This is a genomic window from Anaerostipes butyraticus (assembly GCF_016586355.1).
Classification (GTDB): Bacteria; Bacillota; Clostridia; order Lachnospirales; family Lachnospiraceae; genus Anaerostipes; species Anaerostipes butyraticus.
On record NZ_BLYI01000038.1, the window covers coordinates 27,721 to 52,031 of the forward strand.

Below are 24,311 nucleotides of genomic sequence, written 5' to 3' on the forward strand. Positions count from 1 at the left end.
ACAGGGGAAACAGTCATCGGATAGGAGGGATAACCCATGTTTTTCTTTAAGAAAAAGGAGAAGAAAAAAGAATCAGAAGCCCCGTCTGTCAATAAAGAAGAGTTGATTGCTCAGGCAGAAGGCAGGATAAAAGAACTGGAAGGAAAGGAAGGCAATGACCGTGTTTCACTTCTGAATGAAATTGGTTCTCTGTTTACACAGGCAGAAGAAACAGATCAGGCGATCCGTTATTATGAAGAAAGCCTGGAAATCTGCAAACAGCACGGAAAAGCTTCTACGGACCTTATGAAACTTTACAACAAAAAACGTCAGCAGGCTGCAGAAGCAAAAGATGACGAAAAAGTGAAAGAGTATATGGATAAAGTACAGAGCCTCATGCAAATGTCAAAAGACATGATTCGGGGAAATGTGTAGAAAAAGGAGACAGACAAAATGTATAAAAATTTGATTGACTTATTTAAAGAAAATGAAGGAAAAGGAGCAGTCGGAGCATTTAACCTCCATTGTTTTGAAATGCTTCCATCTATGATCCATGCAGCAGAAGAACTGGATGTGCCGATCATCATCCAGACTTCTCTTGGAACCGCCGAATATATTGGGTTTGAACCACTGATCGCGGCAGTAAAAGCCCTGGCGGAAAAATCATCTGTCAGCGTAGCGCTTCATATGGATCACTGCAAAGATGTAGAAGCTTTGAAAAAAGCCATTGATCTCGGGTATTCTTCAGTAATGTATGACGGATCTGCTCTTCCAATCGAAGAGAATATCAAAAATACCAAAGAAGTAGTTGCCTATGCACATGAACATGGAGTATCTGTAGAAGGTGAAATCGGATCCATCGGAGGAGCAGAAGAAGGTGTAGTTGTGGAAAAAGACGCTGCAATGTACACAAAACCGGAAGATGCGCTTCATTATGTGGACGAAACTCATGTAGACGCTCTTGCGGTATCCATTGGAACAACCCATGGACAGTTTAAATCAAAGGCAAAGATCAATTATGAACTTCTGACAGAACTCAAGTCAAAATTAGGAGATGTAGGACTTGTGCTTCATGGAGGAACCGGGGTATCAGATGAGGATATGAAACGCTGTGTTCGTGAAGGAATGAAGAAAATCAATGTAGGAACGGAATTAAATAAAAACTACATTGAAGTAGTCAGCAGGACATTCACAGCAGATGATGTAACACCTTTGACTTCTTTAAGAAATCTTCTTGGACCGGCAAATGACCGAATCAAAGAAATTGTAAAGGAAAAGGCTTCTTTATTCAGATTATAAATAAGGAAATGAAGGTAAGAGCAGCGGCGGGGAGGAATCCCCGCCGCCGCTGGGTTATGGAGGAAAATGATGAAGAAAACAATCGTACTTTTGGCAGGTTATCCGGCAACCGGAAAAAGCTATCTGTGCCATAAGATTCTTGAGAAACTGCCGGATTTTGTCGTTGTATCTCAGGATGAGATGAAAGAAAAACTGTTCGACCAGTATGGATTTGACAATATGGAAGAAAAAGTTCAAATTGAAAACAAAAGCTGGACGATGTATTATGAAACCATGGAAAAATGTCTGAAAGCAGGAGAGTCCATTATTTCGGATTATCCATTCAGCGATAAGCAAAAGGGAAGGATTGCCGCCCTTGCAGAGACTTATGATTATCAGGTGGTAACATTCCGTCTGATTGGTGATCTGGATGTTTTGTATGAAAGATCCAGAAAAAGAGATCTGGATCCGGGCAGACATTTAAGCCATCTGGTGTCCAGGTACCACAAAGGAGATGTGCTGGAAGACCGGACAAAAGCAGATTGTCTGGTGACCTATGATATTTTTATGGACCGGTGTAAGAACAGGGGCTACGGTACATTCGAGCTGGGACATCTGATTGAGATCGATGTGACAGATTATGAAGCAATTGATTATCCGAAGATCATACAGGAACTTTGCGGCCTGGTAGAAGAATAAGAAGGAGTGTGCGTATGGGAAAGATTTTTTGTATTGGCCAGTCTGCCTATGATATTACGATCCCGCTGTCAGGGCCGATTGTGGAGAATCAGAAATACAGGGTGGAAGAAAAAATAGAATGTGGGGGAGGCCCTGCATTTAACGCTGCCTGTCTGTGCGGCATCTGGGGAGCGGATGTGTGCCTGATCAGCCGCCTGGGTCAGGATGAGTACGGGAAGAAGCTTCATCAGACTGCAGAGGAGTGCGGTATAAACGTGAAATATCTGATTCCGGATCCGGATCTGGAAACCCCTCACAGTTATATTTTTTCCAATAAAATCAATGGTTCCAGGACCCTGTTTAATTTTCCGGGAAATCCGGGGAAGGTGGATTACAGATTCCCGGAGGAAGATGTTTCTGTTATCTTAAGTGATGGGCATGAACCGGAAATCACTCTGGGGGCGGTACAAAAATATCCTCACGCCTTTTCTCTGGTGGATGCAGGAACCTGCCGGGAAAGTACACTTCTTGTGGCAGAAAAAGTAGATTATCTGGTGTGCTCTGAGGATTTCGCGTGTCAGTATACCGGTAAAAAGATAGATCTGGATGACTGGGAGGCGTGCAGAGAAATTTTCCATGAAATCGAACAGATCAACGGAAAATACGCAGTGATTACTCTGGGAGAAAAAGGTCTGTTATACCGCACCTGTGGAGAAATGCGCCGGCTGCCTGCATACCCGGCAAAAGCAGTGGATACAACGGGAGCAGGTGATATCTTTCACGGGGCATTTGCCTACGGACTTTGGAAAGGAATGCAGCTGATCGATATCCTGAAGCTTAGTTCCATGGCGTTATCTCTTTCTGTCAGAAGAGCGGGAAGCCAGACATCCATTCCGAAACTCCCGGAAGTTGAAACGGAACTAAAAAAATATAAAATCAATACTAAATGACGAAAGAAAGCAGGATAAAGGAAAATCTTTTTGAAATTTTATAAAAAATATATTGAACATTTGACAAAATCAGTTTATTATGAACATGTAAATACACTCATATAATTTTCAAAGGTTAGGGGCGGAGAATTTTTTCTCCGCCCCTAACCTTTGTTGTTTGTTTTTCAGGAAACCGTCTTTCTGTGAAATAAAAACGCTCCGTTTATGTATGGGAGGTCTCTTCCGGAAAAAGAAAAATATCCTGATCATCCGGAACATACAGGTTTCCGTGGTAATACTGCTGTCCTTCCAGGAGATAGGACTGCTGCCGGTGAGAGAGATCCTTATCTTCAGTATGCCAGAGAATCAGATTCTTTACAGAAAGAGACTCTGCCAGGGAACAGGCATCTTTGACGGTGCTGTGACTTTTTTCATAGGGATGGAAGATATCCTTCTGACGGTAAAGGCAGAAAGCTTCGTGAAGCAGCCAGTCTGTTTCCCGGACATAAGGAATCAGATGATCCCGGCACGGTTCGTCTCCAAGAAAGGCCAGGGTGGTGCCGCGTTCCATGTTCATGGAAAAGGCGAACTGCTTTTCTTTGACTGACCGGATATCAAAGAAGGTAACCTGGTCTCCAAGGATATTTTTGGAATCTCCGTCCGCTGCAATATGAAACAGCATTCTTTCGTCAAAATGCTGATAGAATTTTTCCCCTACAGTGAGGGTGGTCAGAGTGCGGATCACAGGCTCCAGTTCTTTGTGGCAGTAAATATGAAGACTGCCCTCATAGCGCCCCTGATTCATGGAAGCGCCGATCATACGGATCATCCATACCATACCGAGGATATGATCATTGTGGGCGTGTGTGATAAAAATGTGGTGGATATGTTCCAGAGGAATCCCAGCCTGCTCCAGAGCAGACAAAATCCCGTTTCCGCCGCCGGCATCCACGAGAAAATACTCCCTGCCCTTTTGCATGGCAAAACAGGTGTTGTAGCAGTGGATGGCCTGCGCATTTCCGGTTCCTAAAACAATTAATTTTTCCATAAAAACTCCTTTCCGGCAGATGAATGCTGATAGCAAAACATTTTCAAGAAGTATATCATTTCTTTCACGCATCGACAAATATTTTTGAAGAGAAACTTTATGATAGGTGAGAGGAGGAATGCAGTATGGAAATCGCAAGAAAAAGGGAAGCGGAGGAAAGCCGCCTGCTTCAGGAATTTCATGAAATGATCGACTATAACATGAAAGAGATGCAGCAGTGTCTGGTTGCGGCAGGAAAACTGTTTTGCAATTATGAAAAAGATTCAGAGAACAGGCAGTGCGCCCGGGAAATAGTAGAAAGTGTGATCCTGAAAGAATGTGTTGGATGCCAGGAGAGAAATTCCTGTCGTTTTACTGTGGAAGATAAAGACAGACTGGGACAGATGATGGAAGAACAGGGAGGGCTCAGTGTTGCTGATTTTCGCAGATGTCATACCTGTCAGAAAGCCCAGGATTTTGTAGAGGAAGCCAATCGTATTTATGAGAGGGAACTGTTTTCTAAATCGATGGAGCGGGGGATTCTGCAGATGAGGCAGATGGTGGGAAAGCAGTATATAGAAGCGGGACAGATGCTGGGAGAATTTTCAGGAGGCCAGTTTCGCTCCTCAGAGGAAAACCGGAAATACTATGGAAAGATTCTGAAAGGATTTGCCAGGAGCAGCATGAAAGTAAAAGAGGTGTACTTTTATGAGAATCAGGAGAGAGGGAAACAGATCTATCTGTATGTAAAAAAAAGAAAGGGGAAAGAAATTTCGGCCAGACAGGCGGCGGCCCTGCTGTCAGAGATCGTTGAGATGAAAATGGAACTTCTGCCAGGACAAAAAAAGATCATCGGACACAGATATGAGATGCTGGGATTTGCTCCGGCAGCCAAATTTCATGTTTTGGGCGGTGTTTTGTCCAGACCGTACAGAGAAGGAAGTCCGAATGGAGATAGTTTTTCCATGGATAACATGGGAAAGAAGCGGTTTGTATCCATGATTTCTGATGGAATGGGGACGGGGGCGGCAGCCAGCGCAGAGAGCAAACGTGCAATTGAAATTCTGGAAGAACTTCTGGGAGCAGGAATTCATGAAGACCAGGCTATCCGGATGTGGCAGTCCATGTTTTCTTTTTGGACAGAAAAAGAAAGATATGCTACTCTGGATTATTTTCAGCTGGATTTGTTCGCAGGAGTCGGAACATTTTTAAAGATTGGTGCGTGTCCGTGCTTTCTGAAACGAAAAGGAAAAGCAGAGATGATAGAGACGGAAAGCCTTCCGGTAGGATTTAGCGGAAGTCAGCTTCCATTTTACCGTAAAAAGCTGGAAAGTGAGGATCTGATCCTTCAGATCAGCGACGGGGTGCTGGATGCTCTGGGAGAAGGAGCTCAGGAAAAAATCAGAAATTATATGGAAGAAATCCGGGCAATCCGGCCTCAGGCATTTGTGGAACAGCTGTTTCATAAAATAGAAATGGCGGAAGGGTATGAAAAAAGTGATGATATGACAATGCTGGCGCTGGGAATTTGGGATAAGTATTGAATGAAAAGTCCGGGAATGATAAAGTTATCCTATGGAAAAAGTAATAAAATTTATAAAAAAGAAATCATTGATACAGGAGGGCGATTTTGTCGTAGCCGGTGTTTCCGGAGGAGCGGATTCTGTTTATCTGCTTCTGGTACTGTGCCGTCTTAGAAAGGAAATGAAGATAGATATTTTGGCGGTACACGTAAATCATCAGATCCGGCAGGAAGCGTATGAGGATCAGCATTTTGTAGAGACGCTTTGCAGAAATCTGAATGTACCGTGCAGAGTTGTATCCGAGGATGTAGCGGCCAGAGCAGGCAGAAGAAAGATGACGCTGGAAGAAGCAGGCCGGGAGGCCAGATACGAGGCATTTTATAAAGAGCTGAAAGGAAAGAAAAATGGTAAGATCGCGGTCGCTCATCATCAGAATGATCAGGCAGAGACATTTTTGTTCCGAATTGCCAGAGGAACCGGACTGGAAGGCGCCAAAGCCATGAGAGCGGACGATTTTCCTGTGGTTCGTCCACTGCTGTGCATGAAAAAACAGGAAATCAAGGATGAACTGGAAAAAACAGGACAGACATGGGTGGAAGATGCCAGCAATGAAGATACCGCCTATGCGAGAAATCAGATTCGTCATTACGTAGTGCCGCCTCTTGAGAAGGTAAATGAAAAGGCGGTAAAGCATATTGCATCCTTAACCGAGGATCTGCAGGAAGCAGGCGCTTTTCTGGAAGAAGAAATCAAAAAAGCTTTTCAGGAAGCAGTGACCAGGCAGGATGGAAGAAGGATCATTGACACCGGCATTTTGAAGGAAAAGCATCTGTGGATTCAGAAACAGGTCATAAAAAGGACGCTGGAAGAGACTGCGGGAAGAAAAAAAGACATTGAAAAACGTCATATCCTGCAGGTGCTTGATCTGGCGCAGGGAGAGACCGGAAGACAGATTTCTCTTCCATATAAAATCACAGCTGAGAAAAGTTATCAGTTTCTTTTTTTGTATCAAAAAGGGAAAGAAGAAGAAAAAGGCATAAAGGGACGCCTGATTCAGGAGAAAATGAAGGATTTTTTAAATATCAGTGAAAAAGATTGTATCAAAATCATTGATTATGATAGAATAGAGAAAGGTATTCAATTACGCTGCCGGCAGCCGGGAGATTATTTTACATTTGGCCCCCGGGAGAAGAAGAAGTCACTGAATCGATATTTTATTGATGAGAAAGTTCCAAGACATCTTCGGGACCGGATACCGCTGGCTGCGGATGGAAGCCATATTGTATGGATCATTGGCAGAAGAGTCAGCAGCCATTATGAGGTTTCAGATGCGACCAGGCATTATCTGAAACTGGAGTTCAAAGGAGAAGGAGATGAAGTACATGCCGAAAATCAGGGAGTTGATCTCAGAGGAGAAAGTAAATCAGAGGATTGCTGAGATGGGAGAACAGATCAGCAGAGATTATGAAGGAAAAGAGATTCATCTGATCGCGATCTTAAAGGGAAGCGTGTTTTTTGCCTGTGAACTGGCAAAAAGAATCACGATCCCGGTAACGATGGATTTTATGTCTGTTTCCAGTTATGGAGATTCCAGAGAATCTTCAGGAATTGTCAAGATTGCAAAAGATCTGGATGAACCGATTCAGGATAAAGAAGTGCTCGTAGTCGAAGATATCATTGATTCCGGAAAGACATTAAACCACTTAAAGCCGATGCTTTTGAGCAGAGGGCCAGCGTCACTGAAGCTGTGTACACTTCTGAACAAGCCGGAACGCAGAGAAGTAGAAGTGGAAGTAGAATATATCGGATTTGATGTGCCGGATGAATTTGTCGTGGGATACGGACTTGACGTAGCACAAAAATACCGCAACCTGCCGTATATCGGAGTTGCGGAATAGTAGAGAGGAGACATAATTTTGAACCCGAAGAGAAGCAGTAATGGATTTTTGATCATTATACTTCTGCTTGCAATTGGAATATATTATTTTTCAAGTACATTGCATACAGGAAGCAGTGATTATTCTTATCAGACTTTTTTAAATGATGTGAAAAATGAAAAAGTCCAGAGCATAACCATTGAGCAGAATAAGGAAGTGCCTACGGGAAGCCTGACTGCCGAGTATAAAGGAGATGAGTATAAGACCTGTCAGCTGACGGATGTAAATCAGGCGCTGGATGATATTGAAGAAGCATCGCCGGATCTGGCGGCAAAGGTTAACTTAAAAGGAATCGACCGCAGCGGAGAGATGATCTCGAATCTTCTGAGCGTTGTCCTGCCGGTGGGAATCGTGATTTTCTTTATGGTGATGATGATGCGTCAGAATGGCGGCGGGAACGGCAAGATGATGGATTTTGGAAAGAGCCGGGCTAAACTTGCGAATCCTAATGGCAGGAAAGTAACCTTCCAGGACGTAGCCGGACTGGATGAAGAAAAAGAAGAACTGGCAGAGGTTGTGGAATTTTTGAAAAATCCAGCCAAGTTTATTAAGATCGGAGCAAGGATTCCGAAGGGCGTCCTTCTCGTGGGACCTCCGGGAACCGGTAAGACCCTGCTTGCCAAAGCAGTGGCAGGAGAGGCCAATGTGCCGTTCTTCAGCATTTCCGGATCCGATTTCGTGGAAATGTTCGTTGGTGTCGGAGCGGCCCGTGTCCGTGACCTGTTTGCCGAGGCAAAGAAGAACGCTCCGTGTATTGTATTTATTGACGAGATTGACGCGGTGGCAAGACGGAGAGGTTCCGGTCTTGGAGGCGGACATGATGAGAGAGAACAGACTCTCAACCAGATGCTGGTAGAGATGGATGGTTTCGGAGTGAATGAAGGAATCATCATGATCGCGGCAACCAACCGTGTGGACATCCTGGATCCTGCGATTCTGCGTCCGGGACGTTTTGACCGAAAAGTTGGTGTCGGACGTCCGGATATCAAGGGAAGAGAAGAGATTCTGAAAGTACACTGCCGGGAGAAGCCTCTGGGAGATGATGTGGATCTTCATGAGATCGCAAGGACGACAGCGGGATTTGTCGGAGCGGATCTTGAGAATCTTATGAATGAAGCGGCAATTCAGGCTGCCAGGGAAAACAGGGCCTATATTGTAAAAGAAGATATCGATAAAGCATTTATCAAAGTGGGAATCGGAACAGAGAAGAAGAGCCGTATTGTGCCGGACAGCGAAAAGAAGATCACAGCTTATCACGAGTCAGGTCATGCGCTGCTGTTTCATCTGCTGCCGGATGTGGGACCGGTCTATACGGTTTCTATCATTCCGACCGGCACCGGAGCAGCCGGCTATACCATGCCGCTGCCGGAGAACGATAATGTGTTTATGACCAAGGGCAAGATGCTTCAGAATATCATGGTAAGTCTGGGTGGACGTATTGCCGAGGAACTGATCTTTGATGATGTAACTACAGGAGCATCTCAGGATATCAAACAGGTAACCCAGTATGCCAGAGCCATGGTGACGAAATATGGAATGTCCGATGAACTGGGACTGATCAGCTATGACAGCGGGGAAAGCGATGAAGTCTTCTTAGGTAAGGAAATCGGACAGCAGAGACCTTACGGCGAGGATACGCAGGCAGTGATCGATAAAGAAGTCAAGAGGATTGTAAACCAGTGTTATAAAGATGCAAAAGCTATGATTGAGGAACACATGGATATCCTTCACAAATGTGCACAGAGACTTCTGGAAAAAGAAAGAATCGACAGAACAGAATTCGAATCACTTTTTGAGTAAAATTTTATAAAAAGACTTGCAATTTACCTGACAATGACGTATAATTCGTAGTTGTCAGGTAAATATTCCGGTGGGATTCCCGAGTGGCCAAAGGGGGCAGACTGTAAATCTGTTGGCAACGCCTTCGAAGGTTCGAATCCTTCTCCCACCATTCGCTGGCCGCAGTGGCGGAACTGGCAGACGCGCGGGACTTAAAATCCCGTTCGAGTTAAATCGAGTACCGGTTCGATTCCGGTCTGCGGCATTAAATAGAGATGAGAGAAACGTTTGTGATATCAGCGTTTCTTTTTTTATTTCACAGGAAACTTCGTTCCTGTGAAATAAAAACGCTCCGCGAGAATCACACTGCGGCGGAACGGAAGATGCTGTATATTTATTTACTCGTGTCAGGGTGATTGCTATAATAAGGGAAAGAGGAAAAACTTAGAAAGGAAGAATCGTATGAGAAAAAGTTTTATTTTAGCATTGTGTCTGAGTCTGTCTGTTTTTGCGGCCGGATGCAGCCGTTCCGGCAGCACAGCAGCCCATAAAAGCGGTGGAAGCCAGACGGCCCGGACAACGACAGAGGCGGAGGGAACGGAATATGAGGCTTCGTCAGAGACAACAACAGCATCCGCCAGCTCTGCCAGCACATCATCTGCCGGCTCCCTTTATGGAAGCCAGTCGTCTTCCAGTGATGTGACAGATACTTATCCGGTCAGCCGTCTGGAAGGAGCAAATGGGTTTTATCGTCTGGAATCTGATGGTGATACGGCAGCCAGCCTGTGGCAGAATACGGCAGAGAGGACAAAGGTGAAAAGCTTCAATGGAAAAGACTATGGGTACCGCTCATGGGAAGGCGCTTATCTTTGCGCAGGTGAGAGAGATCCGCTGAGAATCAATGTAAGCGGCGGTCAGAACCTGTTGTTTGTCTATTCGAAGTATAATTATCAGCCGGAAGCACTGAAACTGTATCCTCTCTCTCAGATTGGCTATGGAAATGAAGCGATATTCCACAAATACAGAATCCACAATCTTGACACGTTTGAAGGAATAGATGTTTCCGAAGCAAATAAAAGTACAGAAAGTTTTAATAAAGCGGTCAGAAGCACAGGTGTGCAGGCCTATCCATATGAGACGTCAGCCAATTATGAATATGAAGCCTTGCTGACAAAGACAAAAAATAAAATGATACGATATGGACAGTACAGCGGAACGAATTATCAGGAAGAAGAGGCTGAGATGTATTACACGTATTATATTGCAGAGGTAAAAAACGAAGTGGAGGCGCCGCTTCAGAAGACAACCAAAGGATACTTTACGACAGATTTTTCCAACGTGCCGAAAGGCCAGTATCTGTTATATGACCGGGTGCTTGGAAGTTATCTGATCAATGTACAGTAGATATAAGACTTCAGATTTGTGATTGCAGGTCTGAAGTCTTTTTTTGAGAAATAAAATAGCCGGGAGTCTTTTGCATTTCAGCGATTCTGTTATATAATGAACGATATGTAAGAATTTCAGAAAAGATAAGGAAGAAGATATGTTGGAAATTCAATATAGAGAAATGAAAAACAAAGGGATTGAGATCCTGCGGTGTTTCGGAAAAGATGTTTCCGTGCGTCTTCCGGAGGAAATCAACGGAAAACCTGTGCTGAAAATCGGGGATTATGCATTCTCCGGGCATAAACGAAAAGAAGATGAGGCGGAGACGATCCGGATCGGAGAGGATCTTTTTGAGGAAGAGAATCCGGAGATGATCTGCGGCCCAAGAGTAGAGGAAGTATATCTGCCGGTGCATGTGGAAGAGATTGGACGATATGCTTTTTACGGATGTGTCAATCTGCGGTGTCTGGGATTTTCAGATTCTCTGCTGAGAACCGGAACCGGTATTTTTACAGGATGCAAGCTTCGGGAAATCCGGCTGGATCTGTATCATGGAGAAAAGACGGCGCTGAAAGATGTAGTGGGAGATACCAGATTTCCGGTAACGGTCAGAATCCGGGATCATCAGGACGGCCACGAGGCCTCTCTGTTTTTCCCAGAATATTATGAGGAGTCGGTGGAAAATACACCAGCCAGGATCGTGGAACTTCATTTTCACGGAACCGGGTACCAGTACCGCCAGTGCTTTTTCCAGGGAAAACTGGATTATGAAAAATACGATGCGCTGTTTCCGGTGGCTTCTGTACAGGAAGATCCGGAGATTGCATGGGAAATTGCCCTGGGAAGGATGCTGCAGCCGTATCGGATGACGGAGGAACATAAGAAGCGATATCTGGATTACATGAGAGAAAATCTGGATCAGATCCTGGAGCATCTGCTGACGGAGGAAAATCTTCCGGCATTTCACATGTTTGCGAAAGAGAATGTCTGGACCAGAGAAACGATAGAGGCAGCGATTGAAAAAGCGTCAGCAGGGAAGAAAACCGGAATTTTAAGTGTTCTAATGGATGAGCAGAACCGCCGGTTTCCAAGGAAGAAGAAAACATTTGATTTATAGCAGAGGGAAAAACAGTGGAAGAAAATATTAATGAGAGTCTCAGCCGGCTGGGACGGAGGATCCTTGAGATGGCAAGGAATGAATTGTATATCCATATGCGGTTTCTGGATGTAGCTCTGAGCAGTTTTCTGTATGAGCCTGATCCGTCCATCCGGTGCGTTGCCACCGATGGGATCCATATGTTTTATCATCCGGTCATGCTGGGAAATGTATTTCAGAAAAACCGAATCTGGGTTAACCGAAGCTATCTTCATATGGTGCTGCATTGCATTCTGCATCATGTGACGCGGCGAGGAAAGAGAGAAAAAACCTTATGGAATCTGTCCTGCGATATTGCAGTGGAATCCATCATTGATCACTGGTATTTAAAATGCGTGCATTTTCCTCAGACGAGACTTCGGAAAGATACGTATGGGCAATTGTCAAAAGCCATGAAAGTGCTGACGGCGGAAGGCATTTACCGCCAGCTGGCAGGCTGGAATCTGCCTGAGGATAAGGTCAGGGAACTGGCTGCGGAATTTCAGAAAGATGAGCATGGTTACTGGCCGGACGATCCAAAGCAGGAAATGCATCAGGAAGTAGAAAACCGCTGGAAAAACATCAGTGAAAAGACAGAGACTGATATGGAGACATTTTCCAGTGAGCAGTCCAGCCAGGCAGGGGATCTGATGGGACAGATCCGGGTAGAAAACAGAGACCGTTATGACTACCGGGAATTTTTGCGGAAGTTTGCGGTAATGCGGGAAGAAGTGACGGTGGATCCGGATTCTTTCGACTATGTATTTTACAGCTATGGTTTGTCCATGTATGGAAATATGCCCCTGATCGAGCCTCAGGAATGGAAAGAAGTCAAGAAGGTGCAGGAATTTGCCATTGTGATCGATACTTCCATGTCCTGTTCCGGAGATCTGGTAAAAAAATTTCTGGAGGAAACCTACGATATCTTAAGTGAAGAAAACAGCTTTTTCCATAAAGTCAATATTCATATCATTCAGTGTGATGAGCAGGTGCAGAATGATCAGAAGATTACAGATGAGAAAGAGCTGAAAGAATATATGGAACATCTGGAGCTTCGGGGTGAGGGAGGCACGGATTTTCGTCCGGCCTTTGCCTATGTAAATAAGCTGATGGAAACAGGACAATTTCAGGATTTAAAGGGGCTTATTTATTTTACCGATGGGAAAGGCGTGTATCCAAAGAAAATGCCGCCTTATGAAACTGCCTTTATTTTTATGGAAGAAGAATATGAGGATGTGGATGTTCCGCCCTGGGCAATGAAACTGATCGTCACAGGGGAAGAGGATTTGAGTGAAGGAGAACAGGAAAATGAACATTAAACGAGCAAAACAGGAAATCAAAGATTCCATTGAAGCATATCTGAAGAAAAATGAATACGGAGAGTATGAGATTCCGTCCATCCGTCAGAGACCGATTCTTTTGATGGGGCCTCCGGGAATCGGAAAAACACAGATCATGGAGCAGATTGCCAGGGAATGCGGCATTGGGCTGGTTGCCTATACGATCACTCATCATACGAGACAGAGCGCCATCGGACTTCCGTTTATCAGAGAAAAAGAATATGGCGGGACTACATTTTCTGTTACGGAATATACCATGAGTGAGATCATTGCGTCTGTATATGAGAAGATGGAGAAAACAGGGAACAAGGAAGGAATTTTATTCATTGATGAGATTAACTGTGTGTCCGAAACTCTGGCGCCGACCATGCTGCAGTTTCTGCAGTGTAAAATGTTTGGAAACCAGAAGATACCGGATGGATGGATGATTGTTGCCGCAGGAAATCCGCCGGAGTACAATAAATCTGTCCGGGATTTTGATGTGGTAACACTGGATCGTATTAAAAAGATTGATGTGGAAGCGGATTACGGAGTGTGGAAGGAATATGCTTATCAGGCAGGAATCCATCCGGCTATTCTGGCCTATCTGGAAATCCGCAAGGAATATTTTTACCGGATGGAGACGACGGTGGATGGAAAGGCATTTGTGACAGCCAGGGGATGGGAAGATTTGTCCCGGCTGATCCAGGTATATGAAGAGCTGGGAAAGGAAATCGACCGGGAAGTAGTCCATCAGTATCTGCAGCATGGGAAAATTGCCAAGGATTTTGCCAATTATTACGCTCTGTATAAGAAATACAAAGAAGATTATGGGATTGAGCGGATTCTGCAGGGACAGTTCCAGCCGGAAACGATCCAGAGACTGAAATTTGCGGCCTTTGATGAAAAGTTAAGTGTAGTAGAGCTGTTAAATGGAAAATTAAGTGAGTTGTTTAAAAACTGCTGGAAGACGGATACGTATGTAACCCAGCTGTTCTCCTGGCTGAAACAGATGAAGGCCAGGGAATCTGTGGAAGAGATTGTAAAAGAAGCAAAAGAAGGGCTGGAACAGAGAAAACAGGCGGAACAGATCGGCAAAGAGGAGGAATATATCTTCAAGGATGTGATTGCGGATCTGGAAGGCTACAGCCGGATGCAGCAGAGAGAACATCTGGATTTCCCGGCAGCTTTTGAAAAAATAAGAGAAGATTTCCAGGAAAAGACACGAAAGAGAGAACGGGAAATCGAAGAAACCCAGGAAGCTCTTTATCATGCCTTCGAGTTTATGGAAGAGGCCTTTGGAGAGAGTCAGGAAATGGTAGTCTTTGTAACAGAGTTAAATGTAAATTATTACAGCATTCAGTTTATCAAAGAAAATGGATGCGACAAATATTATCAGTACAACAAAGGACTTCTGTTCGATGAACAGCAGGAAGCGATTTCAACGGAGTTAGAAAATCTGAAACAGAAAATGAGGCTGAGTGAATGACGAAAACTGTCAGACAAAGAGAAAAAGAAGATTATCTTGGAACAATGTATGCCATGAAACGGAAGGATCATCAGATCATAAAGGCAGAGATTGCCAGAGAACTGGGAGTATCTGCCGCAAAAGTAGACCGGCTGTCCCGGGAACTGACAGAAGAAGGCTATCTGCAGAGGGATGGAAGCAGAGGGCTGTTTCTGACTCCGTTTGGCCTGAGCAAAGGACAGGAATGGATGGAGAGAAAACGATGCCTGACAGAATTTTTGTGCCTGGTATCCGGAGTGGACCGGAGTCTGGCGCAGGAAAATGCCTGTGCCATAGAACATATCCTGGATGAGAGAGTTCTTATGGGAATCCGTATGTTTATGCAAAGCAGGCATACGTATTCTTACACCATGCGCGAAAGTGATCTGAATCTGATGTTCCCCGAAGGAAAGAGGGAATTTCCGGCGGCTTTCTTTGAAAAAGGGACAAGTCATCCAAGAATCCTGTCAGAGGAATACTGGGACTTTGAGAAGAAAGCAAAGGCAGTAATCTGCAGGGAGAGTTTTCTGTATCTTTGTCCTGCGGCTGAAAAAACGGAAATCAGAGCGCTGGAGTATTCAGAGAAAGATCGTTGGGAGAGAGCTGTCAGAGAAAAAAACGGATTTGCAGTTCCTGCAAGAACGCTGCATTGCATTTTAAGACAGAGCGGAAGGATATCAGAAGGAACTGTACCAATCAGGACGTTAAAAGAGAACGGACAATGGCATGAATGTATTCTGGCGGTTTCACTGATATGACCGGGAGGATGAAATGGAAAAAAGCAATCACCCTAATGTGTTCTGGCTGAGATGTCTGCAGGATGTGAAATATCAGACAGAGGAAAAAGGGAAATATAATGAAGCAGAAACAGCCCGGAAGCTGGGAGTTAACCGTTCCACCATATCCCGCTGGATGAAAAAAAGCCAGGAGCAGGGGTTTGTTTCAGGAAGTGAAAAGAAACTGACGAAAAAGGGAGAAGAATACCTTCGGTTTTATGATGAAATTGAGAAGGATCTGATGGAATATTTTGAGAATCTGGGAGTGGAAGAAGGAAATCGGAGTCAGGCGGCTGCCGGTATGATCGATTCGGTGGATCCGGCAGTCATTAGAAAAATGTGCCAGAAAGAGAAAAAGCACCTTCGGTATGATAAGATTGGTGAAAATGAAGGAAAAGAAATAAGACAGGTTCCGTATGAACAGCTGAAAGATTTCCTGAAAGCCGGCACGTATCCGGTGGATTTTGCACTTTACCGGCAGGGAAAAGACAGGCAGACTCTTTCTATGGCGGATATGGGATTTCAGAAGCCGGGATATCTTGTGTACGAAGAAGACCGGCAGTATCTGGAACTGGCCATACAGGAAATCAGGGCGTATACGAAAGGCGGAGTCCTGCTGTCCGGTCATGTTCAGAGTATAAAATACAGAAATCGACAGGATGTGATTGAGGAACTGCCTTTTATGGAATCGAAAGTAAGGATTCCTCTGCAGGCGTTCTGGTTTGAAACTTTGTCTGAATGGGAAATGAGCGGGCAGGTCCAGCTGTTTATGACCAGCAGTGTAGGAGAACGAAGAATGCCGGAGAGTTCAGCTGTGCTGATCCTGAGGTTTTAATTGAAAACAATTTTCAATAAGAAGAAAAATGTTGCAGGGGTGCAGCAAAAATAAGGAAGACAGGAAAAGAAAGAAAATATTGAGAAAAATCCATCTTTCAGATGAAAGGTGGATTTTTTTATGATCATTTTTTTAGAAAATCGAGGAAAATCCTGCTGTTGACAGGGGAAACTTTTCTATGGTACATGTTAGATGCCTTTTGAGTTACACAAAACTAACCAAAGCGGATAAGGAGATATCTATGAAAAAACAGCCATCACGAATTTTTTGGATTTTGATCGGATTTATAAGCCTGGGACTGGGAACCGTGGGGATCCTGCTTCCGATTCTGCCGACTGTGCCGTTTTACATGGCGGCGGCCTTTTGCTTTGCAAAAAGTTCCCCAAGACTGCATCAGTGGTTTCTTGGAACCGGACTTTATAAAAAACATCTGGAAAGTTTTGCAGAAGAAAAATCAATGACCATGAAAACCAAGTGTTCCATCGTTGGAACCGTTACTGTTGTTATGCTGGCCGGATTTCTGGCAATGCACCGCGTGCCGGCAGGCCGGATTTGCATTTTGATCGTCTGGATCTGTCATATCCTGTATTTCTTTTTCAAGGTGGAAACAAAGAAAACAGGACATAAGGAGGCAGCTTATGATTAAGACAAGGCTTCTGGCTTTACTATCCGAAGGGAAAAAATACATCATATATCAGGTGCTGTGGCAGTGGGCCGTGCTCCTTGGACAAATCATATCGGTGTTTGCGATTGGAAATCTGGTACAGAAAATCCTGGAAGGCAGAGGAAATAAGGAAATCGTATTTCTTACATTGTGGATCCTGATTTTAATGACGGCTCTGAGATTTCTGGCAGACCAGATGGCGGCACGAATGTCTTACGCAGCCAGCGCCGGTGTAAAAAGGATTCTGAGAGACAAGATTTATGAAAAGCTTCTGAAACTGGGCGCATCCTACCGGGAACGAATTTCATCAGCAGAGGCGGTGCAGATGAGCGTGGAAGGCGTAGAACAGCTGGAGACTTATTTTGGACGGTATCTGCCTCAGTTATTTTACAGTATACTGGCGCCTGTCACACTTTTTTTCTGCCTGAAGCCCATCAGTTTAAAAGCAAGTGCGGTTTTGCTGATCTGTGTCCCTTTGATTCCTATATCCATCGTGGCGGTACAGAAAATCGCAAAAAGACTTCTCCAGCGTTACTGGGGAATGTATACACAGCTGGGAGACAGCTTCCTGGAAAATCTCCAGGGGATGACGACACTGAAAATTTATCAGGCGGATGAACAGAAAGCGGCTGAAATGGATGAAGAAGCCAGCCGGTTCCGAAAGATTACGATGAAAGTTCTGACCATGCAGTTAAATTCCACCAGTGTGATGGATATCATCGCCTATGGCGGCGCGGCAGCAGGAATGATTCTGGCGGTCAGAGAGTTTATGGCAGGAAATGTATCTTTCGGCGGAGCCCTGGTCATAATCCTGCTGGCGGCAGAATTTTTCATTCCCCTGCGTCTGCTGGGATCCTTTTTTCACATCGCGATGAATGGAATGGCGGCCAGTGATAAGATTTTTGCCCTTCTGGATCAGGAAGAACCCAGACAGGGGACCGAAGATTTCCCGGAAGATGATTTTGGCATTCATATAAAAAATGTGAGCTTTTCTTATGATGGGAAGCGGCAAATCCTGAAAGATATTTCCATGGAATTTCCGTCTGGAAGCTTCATTTCCCTGGTGGGAGAATCCGGATGCGGGAAAAGCACCATTGCAGGAATTCTGGCCGGAAAAAATAAGAATGATCAAGGGGAGGTCTGCATTGGACAGACTCCGCTTGAGAACATCAGGGAAGAGGAAAGGATGAAGCACATCACCCTGGTAACACATAACAGTTATCTGTTCCAGGGAACTGTGGAGGAAAATCTCAGAATGGCAAAGCCGGACGCGGAATTGTCTGAAATGCGGGAAGCGCTGCAGGCAGTGAATCTGCTGGACTTTTTAAATGATCAGGACGGCCTGCAGACAAAACTGACGGAAAAAGCAGAAAATTTCTCCGGAGGGCAGCGTCAGAGGCTGGCGCTGGCACGAGCTTTGCTTCACGATACCCCGATTTATATTTTTGATGAAGCGGCGTCGAATATTGATGCCGAAAGCGAAGAAATGATCATGGATGTGATCCGGAAACTGGCAGAAACAAAAACAGTGCTGCTGATTTCCCACAGACTGTCCAATGTAACAGAATGTGACCGGATTTATATGATGGAAGGCGGTCAGATAAAAGAACAGGGAACCCATGATCAGCTGATTTCCAGGGAAGGAAAATACAAAATGTTATATCAGGAACAGAGAGAACTGGAACAATACGTCCGGATACCGGATGCAGGAGAGGAGGCACAGGATGCATCACAATAGAAGAAGTGCCATAAAAATCATGAGCCGTCTGATTGTGCTGGTCAGACCGCTGATTCATCTGATGGTTCTGGCGGTGCTGCTGGGAAGCGCAGGATATCTGTGCGCCATTTTCCTTACGATCGCAGCTGCGTACGGCTTGTTAAGAGAACTGGCAGGGATAACGGCCGGAAGTATTTTTATCGGTATGGGAGTTATGGCGGTTATGAGGGGAATCCTTCATTATGCAGAACAATACTGCAATCATTATATTGCGTTTCGTCTGCTTGCCATCATCCGGCATAAGGTATTTGCAGCACTGCGCAGATTATGTCCGGCGAAACTGGAAGGCAGGGAAAAAGGAAATCTGATTTCCATTATTACTTCGGATATTGAACTGCTGGAAGTATTTTATGCTCATACAATTTCACCGGTTTGTATCGCGGTTCTTACATCTCTGATCATGATCATCTTTATCGGACGATACCACTGGGCGGCGGGAGCATTTGCAGCCGCAGCCTATATCATAGTGGGAGCAGTGATTCCTTTATGGAATGGGAAAAAGGGAGCTGCCACAGGCATGGAGTTTCGTGACGGACTGGGACATCTCAACAGTTTTGTTCTGGATTCCCTTCACGGAATCGATGAAACCATCCAATACGGCCAGGGAAGGAAACGGAAACAGGAGATGATGGAGCGGTCCAGAAATCTCGGAAACCTGCAGAAACATTTAAATCGTATGGAAGCAGGACAGAAAGCGGTTACAAACCTGGTGATTCTGGCGGCCTCGTTTCTTATGCTGTTTATGACATGGAACCTGTATCAGACGGGACAGCTTCGTTTTGAAGGTATGGTGCTTGTTGCGACTGCCATGATGGGGTCATTTGGACCGGCTGTAGCTTTATCGAATCTGTCCAATAACCTTCATCAGACGCTGGCATGCGGAGAACGGGTTCTTTCTCTGCTGGAAGAAGAGCCGGCGGTGGAAGAAATTCCGGACAGAGAAGAAGCGAAGATGGATTTTAGTGGAGCCAGTGCGGAGAATGTTACATTTTCTTATGGGGAAGGGGAGACTCTAAAGGACTGTACGCTTGAAATACCGAAGGGAAAGGTTGTAGGGATTTATGGAAAAAGCGGTTCCGGAAAATCAACGCTATTAAAACTTCTGATGCGGTTTTGGGAGACAGATCAGGGAGAAATCCGGATATCCGGACAAAAGATCAGGGAAATACCGACGCGGAGGCTTCGGAATACTCAGTCTTATGTAACACAGGAAACACAGATATTCCATGACACGATTGCAGGAAATATCTCGGTCGGAAAACCAGGGGCATCCAGAGAAGAAATTATAGAAGCAGCTAAAAAGGCGTCTCTCCATAAATTTATTGAGTCACTTCCCAATGGCTATGATACGAATGCAGGAGAGCTGGGGGATTGTTTATCCGGCGGAGAAAAACAAAGGATCGGAATTGCCAGGGCGTTCCTTCATGACGCCCCGATGATGCTTCTGGACGAGCCTACCAGCAATCTGGATTCGTTAAATGAAGGAATGATTTTAAAGTCACTGGAGAAGGAACGGAATCAGAGAACTGTGGTTCTTGTATCTCACAGACAGTCTACGATTAGTTTTGCGGATACTATTTATCAGATGAAGAGCGGGAGGATGTCTTAGAAAAACTTGACAGAAGGAGAAAAAACATGACATTTTTAAATATGATACTGCCATGGTTTGTTACACTTTGCATCGTTTTATTATCACTGAATTATCCTGTACGAAAATATTGCCAGAGACGCTGCCTGGCATCCCGGGATATATCTTACAAGGGATACCGGTTTTTAAGAAAAAGCCACAGAGTATTAGGAATCCTGACGATCATCCTTACCTTTCTTCACTGCCGGCTGTCCTCTGCGGGTCCCGGCATGAATATAGGAAAAATCAGCTTTTTGATTTTACTGCTGATGTTTATCATACATTTATTTCGTAATACAATGAAAAAGAAGTGGATTATTCTTCATCGGATGCTGGCAGTACTGCTATGGGTAACGATCATCGTACATATCGTACAGGAAGTATGGATGTAAAAAAGTGCAGGGCGGAGAATTCCTTTTGGAGTTCTCTGCTTTGTGAAATTTCAGGCGAAAAAAGGAATAGAATAAGAAAATAAAAAAATATGAAAAAAAGGTTGACAAAGAAGAAATTATACGGTAGAATCATCATTGTTCTGAAAAACACAGAACATATGCGATAGTGGCGTAGCTGGTAACGCGCAACCTTGCCAAGGTTGAGACCGCGGGTTCGAACCCCGTCTATCGCTCTATTACAAATCGCCGTAAACCATAGGTATACTTAAGGTTTACGGCTTTTTTCTTTTCTTAAAATGATATTACACTTGTTACACTTTCAGGCAGCAGGAAAAGCTGAACCTGTTTTCCGATCCTGATTTTTATAAAATGAAAAATGACAAAAGCCCCAATTCAGATGTTCTGGATCGGGGCTTTTGCGGAACATGGAATCCCGGAACACACCGGGAATGGAAACGTTATAAAATAAACAGTAAAAGATAAAAGAGCTTGTCATTAAAATCGGCCTTTAAAACTACTTGGTTCGTTTAAAGAGACTGAAAAGCCATGCCAGCCATGCAAACATATTACCACCTCGTATTCTTTCGAAAAACGTTTCTCTATACTTATAATATACTACGTTATGAGATCGTTATACAGTTAAAAATCTGTGAAAAAACAACTTATATAAAATCGCGGATTTTTTGATTCAGATGTGCAAGGTCTTCTTTATCAGGATGAGTCAGAGCCTGATCAAAGTTGGCAATCAGCTGTCTGGCTTTTTCCGGTTCCTGAGACATCATGGCCTCGTAGCGTTTCCGTACAGAATCCGGCATTTTTCCCTGACACATAAATGTACCGGTTACCTGACAGGATTTTGGAATCTGTTCCCTGACTCTGGATAAAATCTGTTCAAAGTAAGCATCGCTTTGTCCAAATCCGGCAGTGCCAAATAAAAAGATTTTTTTGCTGCTCAGCAGAGTAAGAAAATCGGTTACTGTTTCATCGCAGCAGCCCTTATCAGTCCAGAAACCAAGGAAGATCAGATCGGCTTCTGCAGCCTCGGCAGATGGTTTTCCAAAGTAGATGACGGAATCATCCGGAAGGCTGGATTTTAAATGTTCTGCAAGAAGTTTTGTATTGCCGGTACGGCTGCTGTAAACAATAGAATACTTCATATTATATCTCCTGTTATGTAAAAATAATAGTTATCAGGTTTTTGAATAGAAATAGTATAGGATGACGGATAGGAACTGTCAAAGGGCGGCAGCGGAAAATGGCCGTACCCGGAGATTCGCAGCGGATACGGCCTGATTTTTGATGCTGCCTAAGGATTTTTTCTGCCGCAGTAGCGGTAAAAGCTCAGCAGATACAATCCGCAGATACCAACGAGATCATAGATGATCCGGGAAACTACACTCATGTTTCCGAAAAGAAAGGCGACAAGATCGAACTGAAAAAAGCCGATCAATCCCCAGTTAATGGCACCGATGATCACGATGGTTAACGCTGTACAATCTAAAAATTTGTTTCCCATAAAGAACCTCCTTTTCACTTTGATCAGGAATCAGTGAATAGTATGGCGGGAAATGAAAAAAATTATTCAGGAAGTAATTCGCGGAACGAACGAATGATTTTTAAAACTCCGGGTTTTCCTTCAAATTCAGAAAAATCTTTTTCGGCGGCCATCACAATAATGTTAGGACATCCGGATTCGTAAGCATTTCGAATACCGGAGCCGGAATCTTCAAAAATCAAAGAATGTTCTGGATCAGATCCGAGGATTCGGCATGCGTCACGAAACATATCGATCTTGTTTTCATAAGAGCCATCATCATAGACAAAGTTCTCGCGCGGAATCCAGCGGTCCAGATGGAAACTGTCAATAAAAAAATCAACGTTTGGCTTTATGGAGGCAGTCGCGATCGTAAAAGGAATATTTTGAGATTTCAGGTAATCAAAATATTCTTCCGCCCCGTCAACCAGATGAAAATGTTCCGTGTCTTCCAGACATTTTTCACGGTAAACAGCTTCCTTTTTCTGAGAATAAAATTCAATCTGTTCCGGACTGTAAGTGCCGTTGGACAGGAAAGAAATTGTCTTCTGGTTGGGAACGCCGTTAATATTCTCATGAAGTTCTTCCGGCGTAATGCCTATGCCCCGGATTTCTTTTGAAATCTGATTCCAGGCTGCAACATGTTTGTCATCATCAAAAAACAAGGTTCCGTTAAAATCAAAAATAACACAGTTAAAATTCATTGCATACTCCTTATATATAGGGTGGGTATTTGATATCATTGTAGCATGAAAGAGGGAAATCGTAAATGAAAGAAAAGGATCTGCATTTACAATCTAAAGGAGAAATAGTATAATAAGAACGATTTAGAACGGGTCTGCTGAAGGAGTATAGTATAGTGAAAAGAGGATTTCTTAAAAGTATGGAAAATGTGTGGTCGAAAGTGCAATGCAGTTGCCATGAAGGAGGAAGGCAGAATGAAAGTTATTTTTCTGGATGTGGATGGCGTGTTGAATTCTCAGGACTTGTTTGAAAGATGCGGTGATGAACTGGTTCCGATCGATGAAGAGAATATTCGCTGCCTGAAGGAAATTGTTGATGCAACTGGAGCTGAGATTGTTTTATCATCATCCTGGAGATACGGATGGACAGAACATCGGGATGAAGTCCAGGACTGGTGCCAGCTTTTGGTAGAAACTCTGGAAAAATATCAGATGAAGATCATTGACAAGACGGAGTATTTCAGCAGCGGACGACGGGAAGACGAGATCAAGGACTGGCTGGAAAAATGTCCGGAGAAGGTAGAGAGTTTTGTAATTCTCGATGACGGTGATTATGACTGGTACCGCCATGGATATGATAAGCATTTGGTAAAGACAGATTTTTGTACAGGAGGGCTGCGCAAAGAACATGTGGAGCGCGCGATCAGGATTCTGAACAAAAAGCATTTTTGGAGATTCTTTAAGAACAGGAAGAGAGGAGCGGAAAGATGACAGCGGGAGACTTGGTAAAAGAGATGATCTCCTATTATGAAGGGGATCCGAAGCGGATCCAGCATTTTTTAAAAGTATATGCTTATGCCAAGATTATTGGTGAAGGAGAAGGTCTGGATGAAGAGACACAGGATATTTTAGAGACTGCGGCAATTACCCATGATATTGGGATTAAATTAAGTGAGAAAAAATATCAAAGCAGCAGCGGAAAATATCAGGAGATCGAGGGACCGGCAGAAGCAGAAAAAATGCTGACCAGGCTGGGATACGACAAAGCGCGGATGGAGAGAGTCTGTTATCTGATTGGACATCATCATACCTATGATCATATAGATGGTATGGATTATCAGATTCTTGTAGAAGCAGATTTTCTGGTGAATCTTGCGGAGGAACATGCAAAAGAGGAAACAATATGCAGCGTTAGAGACAAAATCTTTCGTACAGGAACCGGAAAATTTATGCTGGAAAAAATTTTTTCAAAAAAATCTTGATATCTTCCGGATGATGTGGTAAAGTATAGGAGTCGCAGAAATACGACAAAAGACAGGAGCCCAGATAGCTCAGTCGGTAGAGCAGAGGACTGAAAATCCTCGTGTCGCTGGTTCGATTCCGGCTCTGGGCATTGTGCGGGTGTAGTTCAATGGTAGAACTCCAGCCTTCCAAGCTGATCACGTGGGTTCGATTCCCATCACCCGCTTAGAAGACAGAGGCATGTAGAAGTAAGATACTTTTACATGCTTTTCTCTTTTTCAGGAACAGGAGAGAAAATAAAATG

Annotated in this window: 24 protein-coding genes and 5 tRNA genes; 25 read left to right on the top strand and 4 right to left on the bottom strand. The window is 44.2% G+C overall.

The genetic code is table 11. The annotated features are described in order from the left end of the window. Positions 1-36: 36 nt before the first annotated feature. The 4 genes from JMF81_RS08995 (at position 37) to JMF81_RS09010 (ending at position 2,885) form a co-directional block, all read left to right on the top strand. Entirely contained in the window at positions 37-414 is a 378-nt protein-coding gene (locus JMF81_RS08995; RefSeq protein WP_201311127.1) for a tetratricopeptide repeat protein, read from the top strand. 18 nt (positions 415-432) lie between these two features. Further along, on the top strand, positions 433-1,278 hold the full coding sequence (locus JMF81_RS09000; RefSeq protein WP_201311128.1) for a class II fructose-bisphosphate aldolase: 846 nt from the start codon (positions 433-435) through the stop codon (positions 1,276-1,278). A 66-nt stretch (positions 1,279-1,344) separates the two neighbouring features. Beyond that, a complete protein-coding gene (locus JMF81_RS09005; protein WP_243282594.1) occupies positions 1,345-1,956 on the top strand; it encodes an AAA family ATPase in 612 nt (203 codons plus the stop codon). 14 nt (positions 1,957-1,970) lie between these two features. Continuing rightward, positions 1,971-2,885, top strand: a complete 915-nt coding sequence (locus JMF81_RS09010) for a carbohydrate kinase family protein (RefSeq protein ID WP_201311129.1) — start codon at positions 1,971-1,973, stop codon at positions 2,883-2,885. Between the two features lie 202 nt (positions 2,886-3,087). Here the strand turns inward: JMF81_RS09010 and JMF81_RS09015 are convergent, their stop codons facing one another. Beyond that, the gene (locus JMF81_RS09015; protein WP_201311130.1) at positions 3,088-3,912 is read right to left on the bottom strand and encodes an MBL fold metallo-hydrolase; all 825 of its coding nucleotides are present in this window, start codon (positions 3,910-3,912) and stop codon (positions 3,088-3,090) included. Positions 3,913-4,037: 125 nt separating this feature from the next. On the opposite strand from JMF81_RS09015, the gene JMF81_RS09020 reads away from it, so the two are divergent. The 17 genes from JMF81_RS09020 to JMF81_RS09100 all read left to right on the top strand — a co-directional run bounded on the left by JMF81_RS09020 (position 4,038) and on the right by JMF81_RS09100 (position 20,781). Beyond that, positions 4,038-5,435: a SpoIIE family protein phosphatase gene (locus tag JMF81_RS09020; protein ID WP_201311131.1), complete on the top strand. Its 1,398-nt coding sequence runs from the start codon at positions 4,038-4,040 to the stop codon at positions 5,433-5,435. Between the two features lie 31 nt (positions 5,436-5,466). Next, the gene (gene tilS / locus JMF81_RS09025) at positions 5,467-6,852 is read left to right on the top strand and encodes a tRNA lysidine(34) synthetase TilS (protein ID WP_243282595.1); all 1,386 of its coding nucleotides are present in this window, start codon (positions 5,467-5,469) and stop codon (positions 6,850-6,852) included. Next, positions 6,797-7,312: a hypoxanthine phosphoribosyltransferase gene (gene hpt, locus JMF81_RS09030; protein ID WP_201311132.1), complete on the top strand. Its 516-nt coding sequence runs from the start codon at positions 6,797-6,799 to the stop codon at positions 7,310-7,312. Before tilS ends, hpt begins: the two co-directional genes overlap by 56 nt. Before the next feature lie 18 nt (positions 7,313-7,330). Beyond that, positions 7,331-9,151 (top strand): ATP-dependent zinc metalloprotease FtsH, encoded by a 1,821-nt coding sequence (ftsH, locus tag JMF81_RS09035; RefSeq protein WP_201311133.1) that lies wholly within the window; start codon positions 7,331-7,333, stop codon positions 9,149-9,151. Between the two features lie 69 nt (positions 9,152-9,220). Continuing rightward, a tRNA-Tyr gene (locus JMF81_RS09040) sits at positions 9,221-9,302 on the top strand. A gap of 7 nt (positions 9,303-9,309) precedes the next feature. After that, positions 9,310-9,395, top strand: a tRNA-Leu gene (locus JMF81_RS09045). 197 nt (positions 9,396-9,592) lie between these two features. Further along, complete coding sequence (locus JMF81_RS09050) at positions 9,593-10,534, top strand: hypothetical protein (RefSeq protein WP_201311134.1); 942 nt, start codon at positions 9,593-9,595, stop codon at positions 10,532-10,534. A gap of 139 nt (positions 10,535-10,673) precedes the next feature. After that, positions 10,674-11,633 (top strand): leucine-rich repeat protein, encoded by a 960-nt coding sequence (locus JMF81_RS09055; RefSeq protein WP_201311135.1) that lies wholly within the window; start codon positions 10,674-10,676, stop codon positions 11,631-11,633. 14 nt (positions 11,634-11,647) lie between these two features. Continuing rightward, complete coding sequence (locus tag JMF81_RS09060) at positions 11,648-12,970, top strand: vWA domain-containing protein (RefSeq protein ID WP_243282596.1); 1,323 nt, start codon at positions 11,648-11,650, stop codon at positions 12,968-12,970. After that, positions 12,960-14,459: an AAA family ATPase gene (locus JMF81_RS09065; RefSeq protein WP_201311136.1), complete on the top strand. Its 1,500-nt coding sequence runs from the start codon at positions 12,960-12,962 to the stop codon at positions 14,457-14,459. The genes JMF81_RS09060 and JMF81_RS09065 overlap by 11 nt, the downstream gene beginning before the upstream one ends. Next, positions 14,456-15,235 carry a metal-dependent transcriptional regulator gene (locus tag JMF81_RS09070; protein ID WP_201311137.1) on the top strand — a complete coding sequence of 260 codons (780 nt, stop codon included), beginning with the start codon at positions 14,456-14,458 and terminating at the stop codon, positions 15,233-15,235. The genes JMF81_RS09065 and JMF81_RS09070 overlap by 4 nt, the downstream gene beginning before the upstream one ends. Positions 15,236-15,248: 13 nt before the next feature. After that, positions 15,249-16,088 carry a helix-turn-helix domain-containing protein gene (locus JMF81_RS09075; RefSeq protein WP_201311138.1) on the top strand — a complete coding sequence of 280 codons (840 nt, stop codon included), beginning with the start codon at positions 15,249-15,251 and terminating at the stop codon, positions 16,086-16,088. A 241-nt stretch (positions 16,089-16,329) separates the two neighbouring features. Next, on the top strand, positions 16,330-16,734 hold the full coding sequence (locus JMF81_RS09080; RefSeq protein WP_201311139.1) for a YbaN family protein: 405 nt from the start codon (positions 16,330-16,332) through the stop codon (positions 16,732-16,734). Then, positions 16,727-18,490 carry an ABC transporter ATP-binding protein/permease gene (locus tag JMF81_RS09085; RefSeq protein ID WP_201311140.1) on the top strand — a complete coding sequence of 588 codons (1,764 nt, stop codon included), beginning with the start codon at positions 16,727-16,729 and terminating at the stop codon, positions 18,488-18,490. Before JMF81_RS09080 ends, JMF81_RS09085 begins: the two co-directional genes overlap by 8 nt. Beyond that, a complete protein-coding gene (locus tag JMF81_RS09090; protein WP_201311141.1) occupies positions 18,477-20,138 on the top strand; it encodes an amino acid ABC transporter ATP-binding/permease protein in 1,662 nt (553 codons plus the stop codon). The genes JMF81_RS09085 and JMF81_RS09090 overlap by 14 nt, the downstream gene beginning before the upstream one ends. Positions 20,139-20,164: 26 nt before the next feature. Continuing rightward, positions 20,165-20,548, top strand: a complete 384-nt coding sequence (locus JMF81_RS09095; protein ID WP_201311142.1) for a hypothetical protein — start codon at positions 20,165-20,167, stop codon at positions 20,546-20,548. Positions 20,549-20,708: 160 nt separating this feature from the next. Continuing rightward, positions 20,709-20,781, top strand: a tRNA-Gly gene (locus tag JMF81_RS09100). 429 nt (positions 20,782-21,210) lie between these two features. On the opposite strand, the gene bilS is transcribed toward JMF81_RS09100, so the two are convergent. From bilS to JMF81_RS09115, 3 genes are all read right to left on the bottom strand, one after another. Then, positions 21,211-21,705 (bottom strand): flavodoxin family protein BilS, encoded by a 495-nt coding sequence (gene bilS / locus JMF81_RS09105; protein ID WP_201311143.1) that lies wholly within the window; start codon positions 21,703-21,705, stop codon positions 21,211-21,213. A 149-nt stretch (positions 21,706-21,854) separates the two neighbouring features. Next, on the bottom strand, positions 21,855-22,064 hold the full coding sequence (locus JMF81_RS09110; RefSeq protein WP_201311144.1) for a DUF378 domain-containing protein: 210 nt from the start codon (positions 22,062-22,064) through the stop codon (positions 21,855-21,857). Between the two features lie 62 nt (positions 22,065-22,126). Continuing rightward, the gene (locus JMF81_RS09115; RefSeq protein WP_201311145.1) at positions 22,127-22,786 is read right to left on the bottom strand and encodes an HAD family hydrolase; all 660 of its coding nucleotides are present in this window, start codon (positions 22,784-22,786) and stop codon (positions 22,127-22,129) included. Between the two features lie 234 nt (positions 22,787-23,020). Here JMF81_RS09115 and JMF81_RS09120 point away from each other — a divergent pair, with 234 nt between their 5' ends. The 4 genes from JMF81_RS09120 to JMF81_RS09135 all read left to right on the top strand — a co-directional run bounded on the left by JMF81_RS09120 (position 23,021) and on the right by JMF81_RS09135 (position 24,233). Next, complete coding sequence (locus tag JMF81_RS09120; protein ID WP_201311146.1) at positions 23,021-23,536, top strand: HAD domain-containing protein; 516 nt, start codon at positions 23,021-23,023, stop codon at positions 23,534-23,536. Beyond that, a complete protein-coding gene (locus tag JMF81_RS09125; protein WP_201311147.1) occupies positions 23,533-24,027 on the top strand; it encodes an HD domain-containing protein in 495 nt (164 codons plus the stop codon). Before JMF81_RS09120 ends, JMF81_RS09125 begins: the two co-directional genes overlap by 4 nt. A 58-nt stretch (positions 24,028-24,085) precedes the next feature. Next, positions 24,086-24,158 (top strand) — tRNA-Phe (locus tag JMF81_RS09130). A gap of 4 nt (positions 24,159-24,162) precedes the next feature. After that, positions 24,163-24,233 (top strand) — tRNA-Gly (locus JMF81_RS09135). Positions 24,234-24,311 lie beyond the last annotated feature (78 nt).

Bases quoted from the DNA above. Each gene is read 5' to 3' on its own strand.
- JMF81_RS09005 (WP_243282594.1), top strand. From the start codon at position 1,345: ATGATGAAGAAAACAATCGTACTTTTGGCAGGTTATCCGGCAACCGGA.
- JMF81_RS09125 (WP_201311147.1), top strand. From the start codon at position 23,533: ATGACAGCGGGAGACTTGGTAAAAGAGATGATCTCCTATTATGAAGGG.
- JMF81_RS09010 (WP_201311129.1), top strand. From the start codon at position 1,971: ATGGGAAAGATTTTTTGTATTGGCCAGTCTGCCTATGATATTACGATC.
- JMF81_RS09000 (WP_201311128.1), top strand. From the start codon at position 433: ATGTATAAAAATTTGATTGACTTATTTAAAGAAAATGAAGGAAAAGGA.
- JMF81_RS09085 (WP_201311140.1), top strand. From the start codon at position 16,727: ATGATTAAGACAAGGCTTCTGGCTTTACTATCCGAAGGGAAAAAATAC.
- JMF81_RS09055 (WP_201311135.1), top strand. From the start codon at position 10,674: ATGTTGGAAATTCAATATAGAGAAATGAAAAACAAAGGGATTGAGATC.
- JMF81_RS09095 (WP_201311142.1), top strand. From the start codon at position 20,165: ATGACATTTTTAAATATGATACTGCCATGGTTTGTTACACTTTGCATC.
- tilS (WP_243282595.1), top strand. From the start codon at position 5,467: ATGGAAAAAGTAATAAAATTTATAAAAAAGAAATCATTGATACAGGAG.
- JMF81_RS09065 (WP_201311136.1), top strand. From the start codon at position 12,960: ATGAACATTAAACGAGCAAAACAGGAAATCAAAGATTCCATTGAAGCA.
- JMF81_RS09070 (WP_201311137.1), top strand. From the start codon at position 14,456: ATGACGAAAACTGTCAGACAAAGAGAAAAAGAAGATTATCTTGGAACA.
- JMF81_RS09080 (WP_201311139.1), top strand. From the start codon at position 16,330: ATGAAAAAACAGCCATCACGAATTTTTTGGATTTTGATCGGATTTATA.
- JMF81_RS09110 (WP_201311144.1), bottom strand. From the start codon at position 22,064: ATGGGAAACAAATTTTTAGATTGTACAGCGTTAACCATCGTGATCATC.
- JMF81_RS09050 (WP_201311134.1), top strand. From the start codon at position 9,593: ATGAGAAAAAGTTTTATTTTAGCATTGTGTCTGAGTCTGTCTGTTTTT.
- hpt (WP_201311132.1), top strand. From the start codon at position 6,797: ATGCCGAAAATCAGGGAGTTGATCTCAGAGGAGAAAGTAAATCAGAGG.
- JMF81_RS09015 (WP_201311130.1), bottom strand. From the start codon at position 3,912: ATGGAAAAATTAATTGTTTTAGGAACCGGAAATGCGCAGGCCATCCAC.
- JMF81_RS09075 (WP_201311138.1), top strand. From the start codon at position 15,249: ATGGAAAAAAGCAATCACCCTAATGTGTTCTGGCTGAGATGTCTGCAG.
- JMF81_RS09120 (WP_201311146.1), top strand. From the start codon at position 23,021: ATGAAAGTTATTTTTCTGGATGTGGATGGCGTGTTGAATTCTCAGGAC.
- bilS (WP_201311143.1), bottom strand. From the start codon at position 21,705: ATGAAGTATTCTATTGTTTACAGCAGCCGTACCGGCAATACAAAACTT.
- JMF81_RS08995 (WP_201311127.1), top strand. From the start codon at position 37: ATGTTTTTCTTTAAGAAAAAGGAGAAGAAAAAAGAATCAGAAGCCCCG.
- JMF81_RS09115 (WP_201311145.1), bottom strand. From the start codon at position 22,786: ATGAATTTTAACTGTGTTATTTTTGATTTTAACGGAACCTTGTTTTTT.
- JMF81_RS09090 (WP_201311141.1), top strand. From the start codon at position 18,477: ATGCATCACAATAGAAGAAGTGCCATAAAAATCATGAGCCGTCTGATT.
- JMF81_RS09020 (WP_201311131.1), top strand. From the start codon at position 4,038: ATGGAAATCGCAAGAAAAAGGGAAGCGGAGGAAAGCCGCCTGCTTCAG.